The sequence below is a fragment of the Tenggerimyces flavus genome, assembly GCF_016907715.1.
Classification (GTDB): Bacteria; Actinomycetota; Actinomycetes; order Propionibacteriales; family Actinopolymorphaceae; genus Tenggerimyces; species Tenggerimyces flavus.
In genome coordinates this window covers 6,655,856-6,673,031 of sequence record NZ_JAFBCM010000001.1, presented here as the reverse complement: position 1 = coordinate 6,673,031, position 17,176 = coordinate 6,655,856, and the positions used below count along the sequence as shown (strand labels likewise).

Genomic DNA, 17,176 nt, shown 5'->3' with positions numbered 1-17,176 from the left:
TCAGTGCACGAGAACGGCTTCGTACGTCGTGAGCTCGGGGACGACCACCTCGACGTAGTCGCCGTGCCGCACCGTCCGCGGCACCACGCCTGCCCGCAGCAGGCGAAACGACGCGTCGGCCCTCGCGCGGACCCGCACCCGCACGTCGCGGCGCGGTCGTACGTGGTCGAGCACGCAGCGCCCGGACTCGTACCGCGGCCCGGACAGGTTGATCAGGCTCAGCACCTTCGCGCCGCCCTTCCGCGCCAGGACGACAAGCAGGTCGGGATCGGCGTCGAGCTCGTACGGCAGCTGCTCGCGACACGCCCAGCGGACGGCGGCCGCCATCAGCCGCGCCAGCTCCGGCAGGTGGTCGTACCCCATCCGCTGCCGGACCAACGGCCCCGGCACGGACGGGTCGTGCTTGTGGATCCAGCCGACGAACGCATCCTCCGGCGCACCCGCCAGATAGACCACGCGGCCGTCGCCATGACGGCGCGCCACGATGCCGGGGTACGACGTGGAAGCCCAACCCCGCTGGAGAGTCGCGAGCACCGAGGCCTCGTCGTGCGCGGCGACCAACGCGTGCCGTTGCACCGGCAGCAGCCCGCCCTGCGCGAGCCCTGGAATCGTCGCGTCGGCGCTGTCGGGGACGTCGAGGTAGACGTCGTGCCCGGCCCATTCGTCGGAGCGTACCTCCACGCCGTACAGCTCGGGATCGGTCGCCGCGGTGATGCCGGCGGCGATCAGCCCGCCGCCGTTCGCCACGTACGCACGGACGTTCTCGCGTTGCGACGGCGTGAGCACGGCGACGTTCGGCAGGTAGAGCACGCGGTACTCGGACAGCCGCTCGGGGGAGTCGAGGACGGTCTCGAAGACGGGGTTCGTCTGCAGGTTGACGCTCTGCAGGAGATCGTGCGCGGCCGTCCACGGATGGTTGTAGCGGTTGATCGGGTCGGCGTGGGTGAAGCGTTCCGCGGTCGCCTGCGAGTACGGGAGCGCGAGGAACGGCTCTGGCTCGAGGCCCGCGTACAGCTCGCGGTGCTCCTGCTGGAAGTCGTACACCTCCCGCACGTGCTCAGATCCCCTGGTGTCGTAGTAGAAACGGCCTCCCGCGGAGATCAGCGGGCTGCCACCGATCGACAGGCTGCTGAAGCCCTCGAGCGCCCACTCGACGCCCTGCCCGACGATGCGCGGATGGTTGTTGTACCCGCCGGTGTACGACCACATCAGCCGACCGGCCGAACGGGTGAGCCCCGCGATCAGATGCCGGTGCACGAGGCTCGACCCGGTCTCGAACAACGTCCCGTCGACCTGCTCGAGCAGCCGTTGGTGCGGTTGCTTGTAGAGCGTGTGGAGCACCGGACCGCCATGCGAGAGCACGGGCAGGTCCGGGCGGACGCTCCTGATGACGTCGAGCTGCTCCTGCAGGACGTCGTGGTCGGTGTCACCGATCCACCGAAAGTACGCCGGAATGGCGGGATCGTTCCAGTCCAGGGCGTACTCCTGGCCCATCCGGATGCTCGGCAGCTCGCTCCCGCAGTACTCCTTGAACGACTCCCGGCACCCTTCGCAGTAGCAGGGCCGGTAGTAGTGCGGTCCGTCGAAGTACATCCCGTCGACGTCGTAGCCCTCGACGATCTCGCGGGTGATCTCCGCGGCTGCCGCCCGGTAGGGCCCGCGCGAGCAGATGTACCACATGTACGGCCGAGCGAAGTCGCCTACGTGGTAGTCGCATTCGTGCCGGTCGCCGGACTCGGTGCGCTGCAGCCAGTGCGCGCGCGAGTCCAGCGCCGGCTCGATCATCGGGTGCGACAGCGGGAGGTAGACGACGCAGCGCAGGCCCGCCGCACGACACGCGTCGATCGTCTCCCGCACCAGGTCCCGATCGCCGAGGCCCGGGTGCACCGGGAACCGCTTGCTCGGATAGTTCGCCCAGTACCCGATCGCCCCGAACCGGACGGTGTCGGCGTTCAGGGACCTCATCGTGGCGACGAGCCGGTCGGGCTCGTACTCGAGGTCAGGGTAGAGCGGCGGCGAATACGACTCGAGGATCAGCGTGCGTGCTTCGGTCAACCAGGTGGCGGTGGCGGGCCTGCTGGCCACGAGTGATCCCCCTCGTTCAGACAGCTGTGGTGGAGTCCCACAGGTGGAGGTGGTGGGCCGAGGCCGGCCAACCGTTGTTGCCGATTCCGCAGTCGCCGTACGGCACGGGTGGCCCGATGTTGTAGTCGGTCGGGTGGAAGCCCGCCTGGTCCACGCCGTCGATCTGCGCCCAGCCGCAGGCGAGCTCCGCCGTCGGGTTGGTGGTGAGGTTGCGCCGGCGTACGCCCCGCTTCGTGCGCGCGAGGATCGGCGGCCACACGGCATTCGTCGGCTCGACGTGGTTCTCCAGCATGATGCCGTCGACGTCGAAGTTGTCGTTCAGCCAGTAGTTGTTGTTGATGAGAATGCACTCGTCGCCGACGACGTCGCGCAGCTGCGCGACGAACCAGCGCATCCCCGCGCGCATCTCCTCCTGCTCGGCGGCCGACGCGCCGGTCATGTAGGCGAGGTAGCCGTCGCCGAGGACGTCGAGGAAGAACCCGTCCAGCTTCCAGTTCGGGTTCGCGAGCCTGGCCGGGTAGTAGTCCTCGAGCAGGTGGTGGAAGAACGCACTGTTCGCCCGAATGTCCATCATCCGCGCCGAGTAGTTGGGGACGGTCACGCGATCGGGGTTGGACGGATCCCAGTACCAGTTCAGCGGAATGTCCCGGCGCCGGTACACGTCGCCCGACCCGCCGGTGTAGAACAGCACCATCTCCTCGACGCCGCTGTTGGTGCCATCGTCGTACGGGTAGTCGCTGACCGGGAGCGTGTACTCGACGACCTCGCAGTCGTTCGCGCGCACGGCCTGGATTTGCGACGGGAAGTGCCGCGACGCCCACCAGTTGACGCACATGAACGTGCCCGCGCCGTACGTCGTGAGCGGCGGCACGTTCCAGGAGAAGTGCAGGATGAAGGGCCGGTTGGTCCCAGCGAGCGAGCACACCGGACTGGCGCTGGCCGCCTCGGGAAGCCCAGCGACGGACATCATCGCCGCGCCGGTGATCGTGGCGCCCAAGGTCAGGGCCTGGCGCCGGGAAAACGCTTTCGGTGTCGAAGCATGCGGGCGTCTCGTCATGGCAACCCTCACAGGGTCTCGTCGTTGCGCGGAGGACCGATGCCTTGAGTCTGTGCATTATGTTGCAGCAAACTGCAAGCGCTTGGCAAGACGGGAGGTCCGCAATCGGACCGAGAGGGTGCCGCGCCGTGGATGGAGCTTGCAGCAATCGCTGTCGAGGCACCGCGCCGCCCTGCCAGAGGCCCGACCCTCGAGCCACCGGCGACTACCAGCCACAAAGCAATACCCGGCCCGATAGGTTCGGAGGGTCCCATGTCCTGAGACACCACAGGGTGGGGGAGGTCGCGATCTTGCCAAGTCAACTGTGCGTTCCGGGCAGGGACGCGCGGACCCGGCGATGCGCGGCCCTTCCGAGGCCCTGACCTGCGAAAACGTGGCGCGCCCGGTGGTATTCGAACCTACGACCGCCGGATTAGAAGTCCGGTGTACGCCGTCCGGGTGGGACGGATGCGTATGGTCACGGTGCCCCTGGTCCATCAGGAGTCCAGCTAGGTACTCCTGAGTGCGGAGCCGTCTCGACCTTCTGTGAAACGGCTGTGAAAACGGGCGGTCGGCTTCGGCCGGCCGCCCAGGGGACCTCCAAGGAGCTCATCCGTGCCGCCCGCGACCCCTCATGACAACTCGCCTCGCACGTTCCTGTCCCTGATCGACACGGACAGGCTCATTCGATGGTCGACCGCCGCTGCTGTGGTCTGCGTTGCCACCGTTGCCGCGATCGTCTCCTACCGCCACGCCTTCCACGTTGTCCGTAGCTATGGCGAGGACGGCCTCACAGCCCGCGTCGTGCCGCTGACGGTCGATGGCCTGATCTACGCCAGCTCGATGGTGATGCTGCACTCCGCGCGGCGTCGGACCCCCGTTCCCGCCCTTGCCCGCTGGCTCCTGGGGCTCGGTATCGCGGCGACCGTTGCTGCGAACGCCGCGCATGGTCTCGCCGACGGGCTCGTCGGCGCTCTCGTAGCTGCGTGGCCCGCCTTCGCGCTTGTCGGTTCGTACGAGCTCCTCATGCTGATGGTCCGCAACATGGGCCGCGCATCCGAAGGTGTATCCGAGCCGACACAAGACGTCGTACGCGAGCCGGCCCGGATCTCACTTGTACCCGAAATGCCTAGTGCCGCGTCAAGCAACGTTGGGTAGGTAATCGGGTTGGCGGATCTTGGAGCCGATGGCGAAGTGGCGTTTGGGGTGACAGCGCTGGTTGCGCCAGCGGATGTAGCTGGCCTCGGGAAGCACGAGGCGATATCCCACGCCGCGGACGCTGAGGATGATGCGCGGGTTGCGGGGGTCGTCGCCGAGTCGGAGCCGGATGCGACGCATGTGAACACTCAAGTTGTTCGAGCCGGCATGACTGGCGGGAGCAGGCGTCGAGTCGCAGCGGCCCCAGGTCGATGACGTCGGGAAGATCGTCGAATACCGCTTGCGGGAAGTCGCCCGCGGCAAGGTGCGACCTCCGGCGAGCGGAAGGGGCGATCGTGTCCTGCTGCCGGACCTGGTGCATGAGATCCTCGATGCGCGCAGTGGCGATCGGGTCGAGGGCGGAGCAAGGCTCATCCTTGAGGATGATCCCTGTCTGCACAGCGATCGTGCGGGCGATGCAGAGCGGCTGCTGCTGACCACAGAAAAGCCTGTACGCACTCTGCTTGAGCTTGTCCTTGACCTTGTCCCAGAGCGCGGCTCCGCGAAGCGCCTCCTCGACGATCCCGTCCATGTTGTCGACATTCAGGCCGACTTCGCGGGGGCCGTACGCGACGTCGTCGATCTGTCGGAGATTCTCCTTGATCGGTGCGACACCGGTCAGCTGCAGGAGCGCATCGATGCCCCGTCCGCTCCATGATCTGGACTCGCTCGAAGGGCAGATGGGGAGGGGAGGAGGGTTCGCTGATCAGCAGTTGCTAAAGTTCGCAAGTAGCGAAGTTGGCGCAAGATGCGTGCGCGAGTGGAGGCGGCCTGGTGTCATCGATGCAGTGGCAGCTGGTGAGGGAGGATGGCGTCGCGGTGGTCGAGCTCGTCGGGTTTCTCGGCGACGCGGCTGTGGAGCAGTTCGATGGGGCTGTCGGGTGGGCGTTGACCTTCACCGGTGAGGCCTTGGTGCTGGATCTTGGCGAGCTGCAGGGCTGGAGCTCGAGTGGAGAACGGGCGATCTTGAAGGCTGCTGCCCGGGCAGCCGAGGTAGCCAGGCGATTCGCGGTGTGCGGTAGGGAACTGCCCGCATCGTGGTCGGCGCCCGGTGGGCCACTGTTGGGAACCGAGGTGTTCGCTGACGTGGCGTCCGCTCGTGCAGCCCTGGCCACCATGGGCCCGTCATGATCCATGGTCCCGGGGAGGCTTGGGCCTGGTACGTCTACGACCGGGACGGCGACCTTCTGCATATCGCGGAAACGGTGGGGGCTGCCGAACGATGGTCGTTGGATCACCTGAGGGCTGTTGAAGTGGCGTCGCGTCAGGAGATCGCCGACAACGACTACCTCTACCTGCTCGTCGCTCCTGTGCCCGACGTGGACTTGGACCCGCAGAGGTATCGGACACGTGACCGTCAGGTACGCATCATGCGAGGCGACCGGGTTGTTGCCGTGGACCGGGACCTGTCTCAAGAGCCGCGGTTCCCATGATCGGGCACGTGGACACAACCGGTTTCGTAGTTGCTAAGGTTGGCAACTGATGAGCATCGAATGTCGTGGAACGATACGCGTGGTCGGGCTGCCGTGACCACACCCCTGTATCAGTTGAAGGCGGAGTTCTTCAAGACGTTGGGGCATCCGGCCCGCATACGGGTGCTGGAGCTCTTGAGTGAGCGCGAGCACAGTGTCGGCGAGATGTTGCCGGAGGTGGGGATCGAGCCGGCGCACCTGTCGCAGCAGTTGGCTGTGCTGCGGCGTTCTGGCTTGGTCGTCACGCGCAAGGACGGGTCGACCGTCTACTACTCCTTGGTCAGTCCTGAGGTTGCCGAGCTGTTGGCGGTGGCAAGGACCATCTTGACCGGTGTGCTGGCGGGACAGGTGGAGATGCTCGAGCACCTGCGCAGTAGCACCTTGGCAGGTACGCGTAGCCGTAGCCGTGGCCGCGGCCGCGGTTAGGTGGGATCGGACGTCAGCTGTGGGGAATGTGGGTGGGGTGTCGTGATCAGGCTGCTGCGGAAGATCTGGCGGACGGGCCGGGTGGCCGAACCCAGCCCCGCACGAGGTGGGGCCGAGAGGGCGGTACGGGAACTGCGCGGGTCGGTGCAGTTCCGGCATGTCGACGCGGGGTCGTGCAACGGGTGTGAGGTCGAGATCGGGTCCGCGTTCGGTCCGGTCTACGACGCGGAACGCTATGGCGCCAGGCTGGTCGCGTCGCCACGACATGCGGATGGACTGCTCGTGACGGGTCCCGTGACGAGGAACATGGCTGAGCCGCTGCGGCGCACCTTCGAAGCGGTGCCGGGGCCGAAGGTGGTCGTGGCGGTGGGTGATTGTGCGCGCAATTGCGGAGTGTTCGCCGGCGGATATGGAGTGGCGGGCGCAGTCGGTGACTTCGTGCCCGTCGATGTGGAGGTTCCCGGTTGCCCCCCGCCGCCGGATGCGATCGTCGCGGCTGTGCGTGACGTGACCGGCCGGTGAGTATCGCCCGACTCTGTCTGTGTGCTGCGGTCCTGCTCGCGGGATTGGCCGCGGCCTATGCGGTAGTAGGACTCTCGCGCGCACGTTCGGTCGTGGTCGGCGGATTGGTGGCGTTGGCAGGAGCGGCGGCCGTGGTCTGCGGTGGAGCGGCCGTGCTGGGTGGCCGCCTGGTCGTTGATCTGCCGTGGTTGCTCCCGTTGTTCGGATTCCGGCTGGACCTGGATCCGTTGGGTGGGCTGTTCGTTGCGGTGGCGGGCGGTGTGGTGGTTGTCGCAGGCATCTACCACGTCGGCTACGCGCGCGGTTCGGGTCGCACCATGCAGGCGGTGCTGCCGATGTTCGCGGTGGCGTTGTGGTTGGTGCCCGCGGCGTCGACGGTAGCCACCTTCCTGTTGTGTTGGGAGCTGATGGCATTCACCTCACTCCTGTTGGTGTTGACCGAGCATCGACAGCGTCCAGCGGTGGCCCGCGCCGGGCTGTGGTACGCAGTGCTGACCCATCTCGGGCTGGTGACGATCCTCATCGGGCTGACAGTGTTCGCCACGCATGCGGGTGGGTCGTTCGACGAGCTACGTGCGGTCTCTGGCGAGCTGTCGCCCGCGGTCCGGTCGGTGGTCTTCGTGCTGACGTTCATCGGGTTCGCCTCCAAGGCGGGCATCGTGCCGTTGCATGCCTGGTTGCCACGGGCCCACCCGGAGGCGCCGAGTCACGTGTCAGCCTTGATGTCCGCGGCCATGGTCAACCTCGGTGCGTACGGCATCGTCCGCGTCGGGTTCGATCTGCTCGGTGGCGGCCCGGTCTGGTGGTGGTTGCTGGTCTTGGCGTTGGGCGCCATCTCCGCCGTGTACGGGATCTTGCAGGCCGTGGTCGCGACCGATCTGAAACGGATGCTCGGCTGGTCGACAACGGAGAACCTCGGCCTGGTGTTGGTCGGTATCGGCGCGGCTGGGATCTTCGTCGCGAACGGCAACGAGGTTGTCGCCGGGCTTGCCCTGGTGGCGGCGTTCTTGCATGTGGTCAACCACTCCGCGTTCAAGTCGGTCCTGTTCCTGTCAGCCGGATCAGTGCTGCATGGCACCGGCGTTCGCGATCTGGATCGTCTGGGTGGGTTGCGGGCGACGATGCCGACGACCACGGCACTGTTCGGCGCCGGCGCGTTGGCAGCTTCGGCGCTGCCGCCCGGAAACGCGTTCGTCAGTGAGTGGTTGTTACTGCAGAGCTTCGTCCACGGGTTCTCCGCTGGAGGCATGACGTCTGCCATCACGATGACTGTCGCGGTGGCGGCCGTAGCGCTTACGGCGGGTCTCGGTGTGGCCACCTTCGTGAAGGCGTTCGGTGTGGGGTTCCTCGCCAAGCCTCGCAGTGCCGAGGCCGAGGACGCGGTCGAGAGCCCCCCGACCATGCTCGTCGGGATTGGCGTGATGGTCGCCGCGATCGCGGTGCTCTCCCTCGCGCCTGGTCTGCTGTTGCCGTCGTTGAGCGGCGTCGCTTCGAACCTGGTCGGTACCGATACGAACGAGGTTGTGTCCGGCGTCATCACCGTCCGGCTGGAGTATCTCGTCGGGTCGATGTCGCCGCTGATTCTCGCGGTTGGCTTGTTGGTCGGCTGCGTGCTGGTCTTGGTGGTGCTCCGGGCGGTGGGTGGACGGGTTCGGCGGAACACCCGGCTATGGGACTGTGGTGCCGGACCGATGACGGCGCGGATGGAGTACACCGCGACCTCGTTCGCCGAACCATTGCAGCGAGTCTTCGACGACGTCCTCGACCCGGAGCTCGACGTCGACGTCACCCATGTCGCGGAGTCTCGCTACCTGGTCGACAGCATCGAGTACCGACGCCGCGTTCCGGACCGGATCGAGCAGCGGCTGTACGGACCGATCGTCGCGATGGTGCGATGGTGGGGAACGATGGGACGGCGCCTGGCCAACGGCAGCGTGCATCGCTACCTCGCTTATGGATTCGGCAGTCTCGTCGTCCTTCTGGTCGTCCTTGCGGTGACGCGATGACCGAAGGCGGCGGGATGGGCGTCGCGCTCGTTGGCGTGGCTGCCCAAGTCGTGCTGATCGCAGGTGGCGCACCGCTCCTGGTCGGGTTGATGCGACAGGTGCGGGCCAAGTTGGAGGGCCGCGTCGGCGCAGGTGTGGTGCAGCCGTGGCGCGACCTGGCAAAGCTGTTGCGCAAGGAACGGTTGACACCGAACGGCACGAGCGGGCTGTTCGCCGTCGCTCCGCTGGTTCTCGCCGCGACGACCCTGATGGTCGTGGCTGTGGGTCCGTTCCTGTCGACGCGATCGCCCTTCGACGGGGTAGCAGATCTGTTCGTCGTGGTCGCGCTGCTCACCTTGGGCGCAGTGAGCCTCGCGCTCGCAGGGATCGACACCGGGACGGCGTTCGGTGGCATGGGCGCGAGCCGGGAGATGACCATCCTCGCCCTCGTCGAACCGACTCTGCTGGTGGCGATTCTGGCCTTGTCGGTTCCGGTCGGATCGACGAATCTCGCGGCGATCGTCACCGCGACTCTCGATGATCCGACCCGAGTCCTGTCCCCGACGACGCTCCTGGCGGGCGTCGCGTTGGCCGTTGCTGTCATTGCGGAGACCGGCCGTCTGCCGGTCGACAACCCGTCGACCCATCTCGAGTTGACGATGGTGCACGAGGCGATGATCCTGGAGTACTCCGGTCCTGACCTCGCCGTTGTGGAGTGGGCGTCTGCCACCCGCCTGCTCGTGTTCGTCGGGCTTCTCGCGAACCTGTTGTTCCCCTGGGGGATAGCCACAGGTGGCTCGGTGGGTTTGCTTCTCCTGGCTGTTCTCGCGTTCGTCGCCAAGACAGTCGTGCTGGCCGTGGGTCTCGCGGTCGGCGAGGTGTTCATGGCGAAGCTCCGGCTGTTCCGCGTGCCCGAGTTGCTCGCCGGATCGTTCCTGCTCGCGCTGTTGGCTGTCGCGGCTTCGTTCTTCGTTCGTGTGGGAGTCTCGTGAGCGAGACCGTCTTCGTGGCGCTATTGAACGTCACCAGTGGGCTGTTCTTGTTGGCCGCCGTCCTGGTGCTCTGGCGCCGAGACCTGTTCACGATCATTCGGTTGTTCAGCGGGCAGGGGGTGGCACTCGGGCTTGTCGTCGGTGTGGTCGCCTGGCACGACGCGTCGCTCGAGCTCGCGCTGTTGGCGGTCGGCATAGCCGGCCTACGCGGAGTATTGCTTCCGTTCGTCGTCCGCCGCGCCGTCGGGGACCGGTCGCAGGCGCGGGAATCCAAGCCGCTCGTCAACGTTGCCTCATCCTTGCTCGCTGGGGCGGCGTTGACGCTACTCGCGTACGTCGTGTCCGAGCCGTTGATCGCGCTCGCGCCGAGCCCAGCCACTCGCGCGATTCCGATCGCCTTGACCGTCGTGTTGCTCGGGTTCCTTGTGCTGGTCAGCAGACGGCGTCCGGTCTCGCAGATCGTCGGGTTCCTGCTGATCGACAACGGCATCACCGCAACGGCGTTCCTCACTACATCGGGAGTGCCCCTGGTCGTGGAGCTCGCAGTGTCTCTGGACGTGCTGTTCGTCGCCCTCGTGCTACGACTCCTCACCGGGCGGATCCAGTCCGCCTTCGGTGATGCCGACCTGGACGAGCTGAAGGAGTTGCGCGACACGTGACTACGTGGATGTCCGTGGTTCTGACCCTGGTGCCCGTCCTCGTTCCGCTCCTCGGCGCCTCGATCTATGCGTTGATCGGCTGGCGGGTGGGGACTCGGTGGGTAGCGCTCGGATCCGCCCTCGTCACTCTGGCCGCCGGCATCACCCTCGCGGTCGCAGTGAGTACAGGGGGCGCGGTGACAGTCTTGGGCGGACTACTGCGCGTCGATGCCCTGAGCGCGTTCATGGTCATCGTCATCGGAGCGGTCGGGAGCCTTGCCACGGCGGCCGGTCCGGGTTGGCTCGCCCGCGAGATTGCCGCTGGTCGAGCCACCGACCGGACCGCTCGGCGGCACAGTCTCCTGGTCCAGGCGTTCCTCGGCGCCATGGCGGTGGCCGTCCTCGCGGCCAACCTCGGCGTGCTGTGGGCGGCTGTCGAGGCCACGACGATCGCGACCGCGTTCCTCGTCGGGCAACGCGGCACCCGTACGGCGCTCGAGGCCGCTTGGAAGTACGTCGTCATCTGCTCGGTCGGGATCGCGCTCGCGTTCCTTGGGACGGTGTTGCTCAACTACGCCGCCCTTCACGCTGGAGCGGGGGACAGGGGTCTGGACTGGACCACGCTCGTTGGGGTCAGCGGTGAGCTCGATCCCGGCGTGACCCGCCTCGCAGTAGCCCTGCTGATCGTCGGTTTCGGTACCAAGGCGGGTCTGGTTCCCCTGCACGCGTGGTTGCCCGACGCACATGGACAGGCTCCCGCCCCGGTGTCGGCGCTGATGTCAGGGGTGCTCCTGTCGGTCGCGTTCTACGCGATTCTCCGGGTGAAGGCTATTGCCGATCCTGCTCTCGGCGTCGGCTTCGCGCGAGGCCTCCTCGTGGTGATCGCGCTCGCCTCGCTGCTGGTGTCCGCCTCGTTGTTGCTCGCGCAACGTGACTACAAGCGGATGCTCGCGTACTCCAGCATCGAACACATGGGGCTGCTCGCCCTCGGCGCCGCCGCGGGTACAGCGGCCGCCATCGCCGCCGTCTTGCTGCACATCCTCGGCCACGGCCTGGCCAAGTCGGTCGTGTTCATCGGGTCCGGACACACCTTGCAGGTCACCGGAACCAGCACGCTGGCCCATCTCCGTGGACTCCTCGCTCGACACCCCGTGCTCGCCGCCAGCTCGGGGCTGGGGATTCTCGCCCTCGTCGGGTTCCCACCCTTCAGCCTCTTCGCAAGTACGCTCGGCATCGCCACTGCCGGATTCGGGACCGGTCTGACCTGGCCCACGGCCGCGGCGCTGGTCCTCATGCTCACCATCGCGGCTGCACTGCTCACACACACGGGTCGCATCCTCCTCGGACCGGCGCCGGATGCGACCTCGTCCACGTCAGCCTTGTCGGGCACGGCAAATGTTCCGCTCGTGCTCGGCCTGGTTGCATGCGCGGCGGTCGGTATCGGCATCGGCCCCCTCGAGCCGCTGATTCGCGCGGCCGCGGCGACGGTGACCGGAGGCACGCCATGAACTCAGCTGCGACCACCACCCATGAGGTGGCCGGCGCGGAGTTGGTGAACCGTACGATCGGCTTGTTCGCCGAGGGATTCCGACTCGCACTGATCGCCGGCCACGACGACGCGGCCGCTGCTGGCGGCCGTTTCCGAGTCGTCTACCTCTTCGTCGCACGCAACCCCGACCGGCGCATCGAGCTCTCTGTTCAGCTCGACCGCCAAGACCCCCGCCTGCCTACCATCGCTGAGATCTCCTTCCCTGGTGGTCGATTCGAGCGTGAGCTGCATGACCTGTTCGGAATCGGCATCGAGGGTCACCCACTGCCGCGTCGGCTCGTTCGTCACTTCCATTGGCCACGTGGCTGGTTCCCGATGCGCGCGGACGCGAGTGCGATTCCCAGCTTCGACGATCCCGAGGGGCCGTATCCGTTCCGCACCGTCGAGGGGCCGGGCGTCTACGAGATACCGGTCGGCCCAGTGCACGCGGGGCTCATCGAACCCGGACACTTCCGTTTCTCCGTTGTTGGAGAGACCATCCTGAAGCTCAAGCCACGGCTCTGGTTCGTGCACAAGGGCATCGAGAAGCTCTTCCAGGGCCGCGAACCTGACGACGGGATCGAGCTCGCCGAACGCATCAGCGGTGACACCGCGGTCGGGCACAGCCTCGCGTACACGCTCGCGGTCGAGGAGGCGCTCGGCATCGACGCTTCGATTGACGCCACCCGGAACCGGGCGCTGCTGCTGGAGTTGGAACGCCTCTACAACCACATCGCCGATCTCGGTGCGCTCTGCAACGACGTCGGCTTCGGCGTTCTCCATGCCCACGCCCAGCGCGTTCGCGAACAACTTCTCCGGATCAACGCGCAGCTCACCGGTCATCGCCTGCTCCGCGGCGCAATCCGCCCTGGAGCCACTGTGTTACGGGCCGAACCTGACGGTGGACAGCTCAAGACCATCGCTAGCGATGTCGCCGAACTCGTCGACATCGCCCTCAGCCACAGTGTCGTCCGTGAGCGATTCGCCGGCACTGCCGTTCTCCACCGTCAACAGGCTCGCGACCTCGGCACCCTCGGTTACGTAGCACGCGCCAGCGGGCTCGATCACGACGCGCGCCGCGACCATCCGTTCTGCGACTACCACCGATCCGTTCCAGTTCACACCAGCCCAGATGGCGATGTCCTCGCGCGGTTCACCGTACGAGCCGAGGAGTTCAAGACCTCCACCGAGCTGATCGCTCAGCTTCTCGACGGCTATGCTCGGCCGGTTCCGACCGTCCGTGAGGCATCGGGCGCGGGAACCGGAATCGTCGAGGGCTGGCGAGGCACCATCGTCCACCGTGTGGAGATGACACCGGACCGTACACTTCGCCGGGTCAAGGTCGTCGACCCGTCGTTCTTCAACTGGCCTGCGCTCCCCGTAGCCCTTGCCGACACGATCGTCCCCGACTTTCCCCTTACCAACAAGAGTTTCAACCTCTCCTACGCCGGCAACGACCTGTAGGGGGTCGCAGGCTGATCAGAGCCCGGTGACCATCAGATCGTCCATCTCATACCGCAGGGTGCTTCGTACCAACACCACACCTCGGATGCGGTGAACCGCGTGGCCGATGCTGAGCACGGTGCTGCGGAGCGGGATCGAACCTTCGAGGGTGACCACACCGTCCGCGACGTCGATGCCGACTCCTGCCGCTGCTGTGCCGCCTGCGACGGCTATGAGTGCACGTTCTACGGCATGACGTACCGCGCTATCGCTGCGCAGCATCAGTCGTACCAGGTCCTGCCCGGTGACGACGCCAACCAGATATCCACCCTTGTCCACGACACACAGCATCCGGTGGTTACCTGTCGCCAGCTTATGTGCCGCGACTCGCGCCGTCGTCGTGACCTTGACCGTCTGAGGCTGCGACATGAGGTCCTTCGCCACCAGGCCGCAAGACTTCCGCCAGCGACGCTGCGGGCTCCCGCCCGACCACAGAGGGGGCCTGTCATCGCCGCATCGAAACTCGAACTTGGTGAGCAGATCAGATGCCAGCACCACACCGATTGGCCGGCCCTCGGGATCGGTGACCGGTAGCCCACCGATCCCATGACCCACCATCGGACCGACAAGTTCTTTGAACGGCGTGTCCGCCGACGCAGTGATCATGGTGTGCGTCATCGCATCGGCGACCGTCGGCTCTTCCATCGCGTTCACCCCACCTCATGAGTTCGGCAGGTGTCCAGCCTCAACGATCGGCTCTAGTCTCAGCGCGTACCCACGCCATGTCTAGGACTCAGGCTAGGGCAAAGTGGACGGTGCAACCGCCGGGTGGCCGGAGATGCGCGACCCTCGTCCAAGCCAGCGGCAAGCGCGGTGCCCCCCACCCGGGACGGCATCGTCGCAACCGTTGATCGTGCCCCCACCTCACGCATGCCTGCGCGCGACTACGAACGCGGTGCGCCGAGGAGGCGGCTGAGATCTCGGCGGGTGCGGATCCCAAGCTTGCGGTAGATGCGGGTGAGGTTCGCTTCCACGGACTTGACGCTGACGAAGGCCGACGCAGCCGCCTCGCGGTTGGTGTGGCCTCGCGCGACGAGTAGGGCGATCTGTTCCTCTGTCGGCGTGAGCTCTCCGATGGTTCCTCGGCGTAGCCCGAGGCGACCCAGCTCGTCGGCTGTCGCCTCCGACCACGGCGCGGCCCCGAGCTCGTCGAACACCCGCTTTGCGGCCAGTAGGACTGCCCGGGCGGACCGTTTCTCCTTGGCGCGGCGAAGGAGCTGTCCCTGGACGAGCAGTGTGCGCGCGTGCTCGAACGGCATGGGAAGTTCGTCGTGCGCCTTGAGTGCCTGGTCGATCGCGTCGCGGGCCCCGTCGAGATCCCCATGCGCGACGCGTACGAGTCCACGACTCCGCAGGGTCACGGCCGCAAGCCATGGGTACGGCGCTCGCTCCATCCGCTCCTCCAGTCGTTGGAGCAGCGCTGATGCTCGCTCGAGGTCGTTCCGGGCGAGGACTGCCTGGAGGTGGTCGGCCTGGAACGGGTGCCGAGCAGGCTCGGCCAGGCCGATGGTGTCCAGCATGGACTCCGCTTGGTCGAAGTAGCCGATGGCGGTATCGATGTTGTGCCGCGAAAGCTCGATGAAGCCGAGCAGACCGAGATGCATGCCGGACACCCAGGGATCCTTCGTCCTGGTGGCGAACTCGAATCCTTGCAGCGCGGCGTTCCTTGCTGGCTCGAGCTCGCCTTGGTGTGCGGCCACCAGTCCCCAAGCGTAGAGAGCGAACCCGCGCCACCTGTCGTGGCCGCACTGTTCCAGGATCTCCATCGACCGTTCGGCTTCGTCGCGTGCGACCTTCCAGTCGCCAAGCCAGCAGTCGACCTCGGCGAGGTGCATCGACAGTGTTCCCATGGAACTCTCGTCGCCGACCGATGCGCACAGGTCGTACTCGGTCACGTAAGCGGCGCGGACCTCCACGAGGTCGATGTACTTGGCAAGCGAACGCCACACCATGCGCGCCCAGTCGGCGGCCCATGCCGTGTCGTCCGCGCGAACGAGACCTCGAGCGAACTCGATGGCTTCGCGGTCGAGTCCCAAACCGTTGAAGAAGCGGTAGTACGCGGCCATGAGTTGGGCGCAGGCGTAGAGGTCGGGATGGTTCCGCGCGTCGTCGTCCCGCACGAGCTCGACGGCCGCTTCGATGCTTTGAAGTTGCCCCTGCAGGTTATGGGTGCCGTACCAGGCCCGATGGAGGCCGCACTGAATGCGGAGGATGCGATTGTTTCCGGCCTCGTCGAGCGCCTGTGAGCAGAGAGCGACCGCGACCGGGGTACTGCCCAAGTAGAAGGTGACGTCGGCGAGGTCGAGGAGTGCGCGAGCACGCGTCTCGCCGGCCGGAAGTCGTGAGACGGCCGCGGTGAGGAGCTCGTCCGCGCGTCGTGCGTCGCCGGCGTGGAAGGCACGGGCACCGGCTGCCGCCAATCGCCCGTGGCGTTGGGCGTCCTGTCGTTGCGGGGTTCGCATGCCGGCGAGCTCCCAAAGGTCTGCCGCTGCCTCGGGCGCGCCGCGGCGATCGGCCTGGCGCGCTGCCTCTTCCAGGAGGTCCGCGACGGCTGGGTCTGGTCCGTTGGCGGCGGTGGCCAGGTGTCTCGCCTTCTGCTCGATGTCGTCTACGACGTCGACGAGGCGTGCATGGAGGTCTTGTCCTCGCAGGGAGGACTGCGCGCTGGTGACAGCTGAGGCGAAGAGCGGGTGGGTGAACCTGATCTTGCTGTCGGTGATCTCGATGATGCCCGCGGCTTCGGCGTTCGCGAGGTTGGAGATCACGTCCGATCGCGGGAGGGCGCGCACCACCTGGTCGACCCGGGGTTGGGCGAGAGCGGCGATGACCGCCAGCGGCTCGATCAGGTCATGAGGAAGCTCGGCGATTCTGTCCGCGACGACGGTCTGCAGGCTTTGTGGAAGTGGCAGGGGTCCCCGCGGGTGATTGACCTGCCTCGCTCCCCGTCGTGCTCTGGACAGCGCCAGAGCGAAGAAGGGATTACCGCCAGACGCTTCGGCGACGGTACGAAGGTCAGGTCGAGAAAGTGCTTGACCTGTTCGTGTGCGGATGAGCCGATGCAGCGCTCCCATCGTCAGGCCGGCAAGGCCGAGCTGGATCCGTCGCTGCTCGGGCAGGCTGGGGCTGAGGTCGAAGGGCACTGAGACGTAGCCGCCGTCGGACCGGAGCGACGCGAGGACGCAAACTCGTTCGGTCGTCAGCCGTCGCATCATGAACTCGAGGGCCGCGACGGTCGGAATGTCGAGCCACTGAAGGTCGTCGACTGCGACGACGACGGGTGAGGTGACGGCGAGCGCCCTCACCACCGCCAGGGTGGCCATTCTGACCGCACGCGACGCGGCGACAGGCTCGGCCAGGTCCGCGCGGAGAAGCGCGGCGTCCACGGCGTGCCGCTGGGGCGCGGGCAAAGTCTCGAGCAATGACCTGGGGACGTCGCACAGCAGATCGCCGAGACCGCCGAACGCCAAGGTGGCCTCCGACTCCGCCGGTCTGCACGCGAGCACGACATAGCCTCGTCGACGAGCTGCCTCGGACGTTCTCTGCCAGAGGACCGACTTGCCAATACCGGCTGGGCCGTGGAGGACACAGTGCACTGGCCCGTCGGCGGCGGCCGCCAAGGCATTGGACAGCAGCAGGAGCTCTCGGTCCCGCCCGACGAGGTCCGTCTCGTCGGCCACGGCGCACCCCCAAGGTGCATCATCCCGGTCTGTACGTACAAGTATCGACTCGGATGACGTGCTTTGGCGCGATTTTGCGAAGTCGTGGTACAAGCGCCATTTTCGGAGCATTGGC

15 protein-coding genes and 2 pseudogenes are annotated in these 17,176 nt (G+C 66.8%); 11 read left to right on the top strand and 6 right to left on the bottom strand.

Annotation, left to right across the window (positions count from 1 at the left end):
- A complete protein-coding gene (locus JOD67_RS31210; RefSeq protein WP_205121276.1) occupies nucleotides 1-2,085 on the bottom strand; it encodes a beta-galactosidase trimerization domain-containing protein in 2,085 nt (694 codons plus the stop codon).
- Between the two features lie 16 nt (nucleotides 2,086-2,101).
- Nucleotides 2,102-3,082, bottom strand: a complete 981-nt coding sequence (locus JOD67_RS31205) for a putative glycoside hydrolase (RefSeq protein WP_205121275.1) — start codon at nucleotides 3,080-3,082, stop codon at nucleotides 2,102-2,104.
- A gap of 654 nt (nucleotides 3,083-3,736) precedes the next feature.
- Here JOD67_RS31205 and JOD67_RS31200 point away from each other — a divergent pair.
- Complete coding sequence (locus JOD67_RS31200; RefSeq protein ID WP_205121274.1) at nucleotides 3,737-4,279, top strand: DUF2637 domain-containing protein; 543 nt, start codon at nucleotides 3,737-3,739, stop codon at nucleotides 4,277-4,279.
- Here JOD67_RS31200 and JOD67_RS41445 read toward each other — a convergent pair.
- On the bottom strand, nucleotides 4,262-4,693 hold the full coding sequence (locus JOD67_RS41445; RefSeq protein WP_275577193.1) for a winged helix-turn-helix domain-containing protein: 432 nt from the start codon (nucleotides 4,691-4,693) through the stop codon (nucleotides 4,262-4,264). The two genes, JOD67_RS31200 and JOD67_RS41445, sit on opposite strands and share 18 nt — an antisense overlap.
- A gap of 49 nt (nucleotides 4,694-4,742) precedes the next feature.
- Nucleotides 4,743-4,901 (bottom strand): annotated as a pseudogene (locus JOD67_RS40585) (phosphate ABC transporter ATP-binding protein); the annotation flags it as partial.
- Between the two features lie 191 nt (nucleotides 4,902-5,092).
- Here JOD67_RS40585 and JOD67_RS31185 point away from each other — a divergent pair.
- The 10 genes and pseudogenes from JOD67_RS31185 (at nucleotide 5,093) to JOD67_RS40580 (ending at nucleotide 13,345) form a co-directional block, all read left to right on the top strand.
- Nucleotides 5,093-5,449: an STAS domain-containing protein gene (locus tag JOD67_RS31185; protein ID WP_205121272.1), complete on the top strand. Its 357-nt coding sequence runs from the start codon at nucleotides 5,093-5,095 to the stop codon at nucleotides 5,447-5,449.
- Nucleotides 5,446-5,751, top strand: a complete 306-nt coding sequence (locus tag JOD67_RS31180) for a hypothetical protein (RefSeq protein WP_205121271.1) — start codon at nucleotides 5,446-5,448, stop codon at nucleotides 5,749-5,751. The genes JOD67_RS31185 and JOD67_RS31180 overlap by 4 nt, the downstream gene beginning before the upstream one ends.
- 93 nt (nucleotides 5,752-5,844) lie before the next feature.
- Nucleotides 5,845-6,216, top strand: coding sequence for an ArsR/SmtB family transcription factor (locus JOD67_RS31175; protein WP_307782619.1), 372 nt, complete (start codon nucleotides 5,845-5,847; stop codon nucleotides 6,214-6,216).
- A gap of 42 nt (nucleotides 6,217-6,258) precedes the next feature.
- Nucleotides 6,259-6,738, top strand: a complete 480-nt coding sequence (locus JOD67_RS31170) for an NADH-quinone oxidoreductase subunit B family protein (RefSeq protein WP_205121269.1) — start codon at nucleotides 6,259-6,261, stop codon at nucleotides 6,736-6,738.
- A complete protein-coding gene (locus JOD67_RS31165; RefSeq protein ID WP_205121268.1) occupies nucleotides 6,735-8,744 on the top strand; it encodes a proton-conducting transporter transmembrane domain-containing protein in 2,010 nt (669 codons plus the stop codon). Before JOD67_RS31170 ends, JOD67_RS31165 begins: the two co-directional genes overlap by 4 nt.
- Nucleotides 8,741-9,715, top strand: a complete 975-nt coding sequence (locus JOD67_RS31160) for a respiratory chain complex I subunit 1 family protein (RefSeq protein ID WP_205121267.1) — start codon at nucleotides 8,741-8,743, stop codon at nucleotides 9,713-9,715. The genes JOD67_RS31165 and JOD67_RS31160 overlap by 4 nt, the downstream gene beginning before the upstream one ends.
- A complete protein-coding gene (locus tag JOD67_RS31155) occupies nucleotides 9,712-10,374 on the top strand; it encodes a hypothetical protein (protein ID WP_205121266.1) in 663 nt (220 codons plus the stop codon). Before JOD67_RS31160 ends, JOD67_RS31155 begins: the two co-directional genes overlap by 4 nt.
- Before the next feature lie 8 nt (nucleotides 10,375-10,382).
- The gene (locus tag JOD67_RS31150) at nucleotides 10,383-11,861 is read left to right on the top strand and encodes a proton-conducting transporter transmembrane domain-containing protein (protein ID WP_205121265.1); all 1,479 of its coding nucleotides are present in this window, start codon (nucleotides 10,383-10,385) and stop codon (nucleotides 11,859-11,861) included.
- Nucleotides 11,777-13,039, top strand: a pseudogene (locus JOD67_RS31145) (hydrogenase large subunit); the annotation flags it as partial. The gene JOD67_RS31150 and the pseudogene JOD67_RS31145, both read left to right, overlap by 85 nt.
- Nucleotides 13,040-13,189: 150 nt before the next feature.
- Nucleotides 13,190-13,345, top strand: coding sequence for a hypothetical protein (locus JOD67_RS40580; protein WP_239556681.1), 156 nt, complete (start codon nucleotides 13,190-13,192; stop codon nucleotides 13,343-13,345).
- Between the two features lie 15 nt (nucleotides 13,346-13,360).
- Here JOD67_RS40580 and JOD67_RS31140 read toward each other — a convergent pair whose 3' ends face one another.
- On the bottom strand, nucleotides 13,361-14,029 hold the full coding sequence (locus JOD67_RS31140; protein WP_205121263.1) for a CBS domain-containing protein: 669 nt from the start codon (nucleotides 14,027-14,029) through the stop codon (nucleotides 13,361-13,363).
- 239 nt (nucleotides 14,030-14,268) lie between these two features.
- Complete coding sequence (locus JOD67_RS31135) at nucleotides 14,269-17,061, bottom strand: AAA family ATPase (protein WP_205121262.1); 2,793 nt, start codon at nucleotides 17,059-17,061, stop codon at nucleotides 14,269-14,271.
- Between the last annotated feature and the right edge of the window lie 115 nt (nucleotides 17,062-17,176).

Excerpts from the sequence above, each read along its gene's own strand:
- JOD67_RS40580 (WP_239556681.1), top strand. The coding sequence starts at position 13,190 with ATGACACCGGACCGTACACTTCGCCGGGTCAAGGTCGTCGACCCGTCG.
- JOD67_RS31140 (WP_205121263.1), bottom strand. The coding sequence starts at position 14,029 with ATGGAAGAGCCGACGGTCGCCGATGCGATGACGCACACCATGATCACT.
- JOD67_RS31180 (WP_205121271.1), top strand. The coding sequence starts at position 5,446 with ATGATCCATGGTCCCGGGGAGGCTTGGGCCTGGTACGTCTACGACCGG.
- JOD67_RS31160 (WP_205121267.1), top strand. The coding sequence starts at position 8,741 with ATGACCGAAGGCGGCGGGATGGGCGTCGCGCTCGTTGGCGTGGCTGCC.
- JOD67_RS41445 (WP_275577193.1), bottom strand. The coding sequence starts at position 4,693 with ATGAGCCTTGCTCCGCCCTCGACCCGATCGCCACTGCGCGCATCGAGG.
- JOD67_RS31150 (WP_205121265.1), top strand. The coding sequence starts at position 10,383 with ATGTCCGTGGTTCTGACCCTGGTGCCCGTCCTCGTTCCGCTCCTCGGC.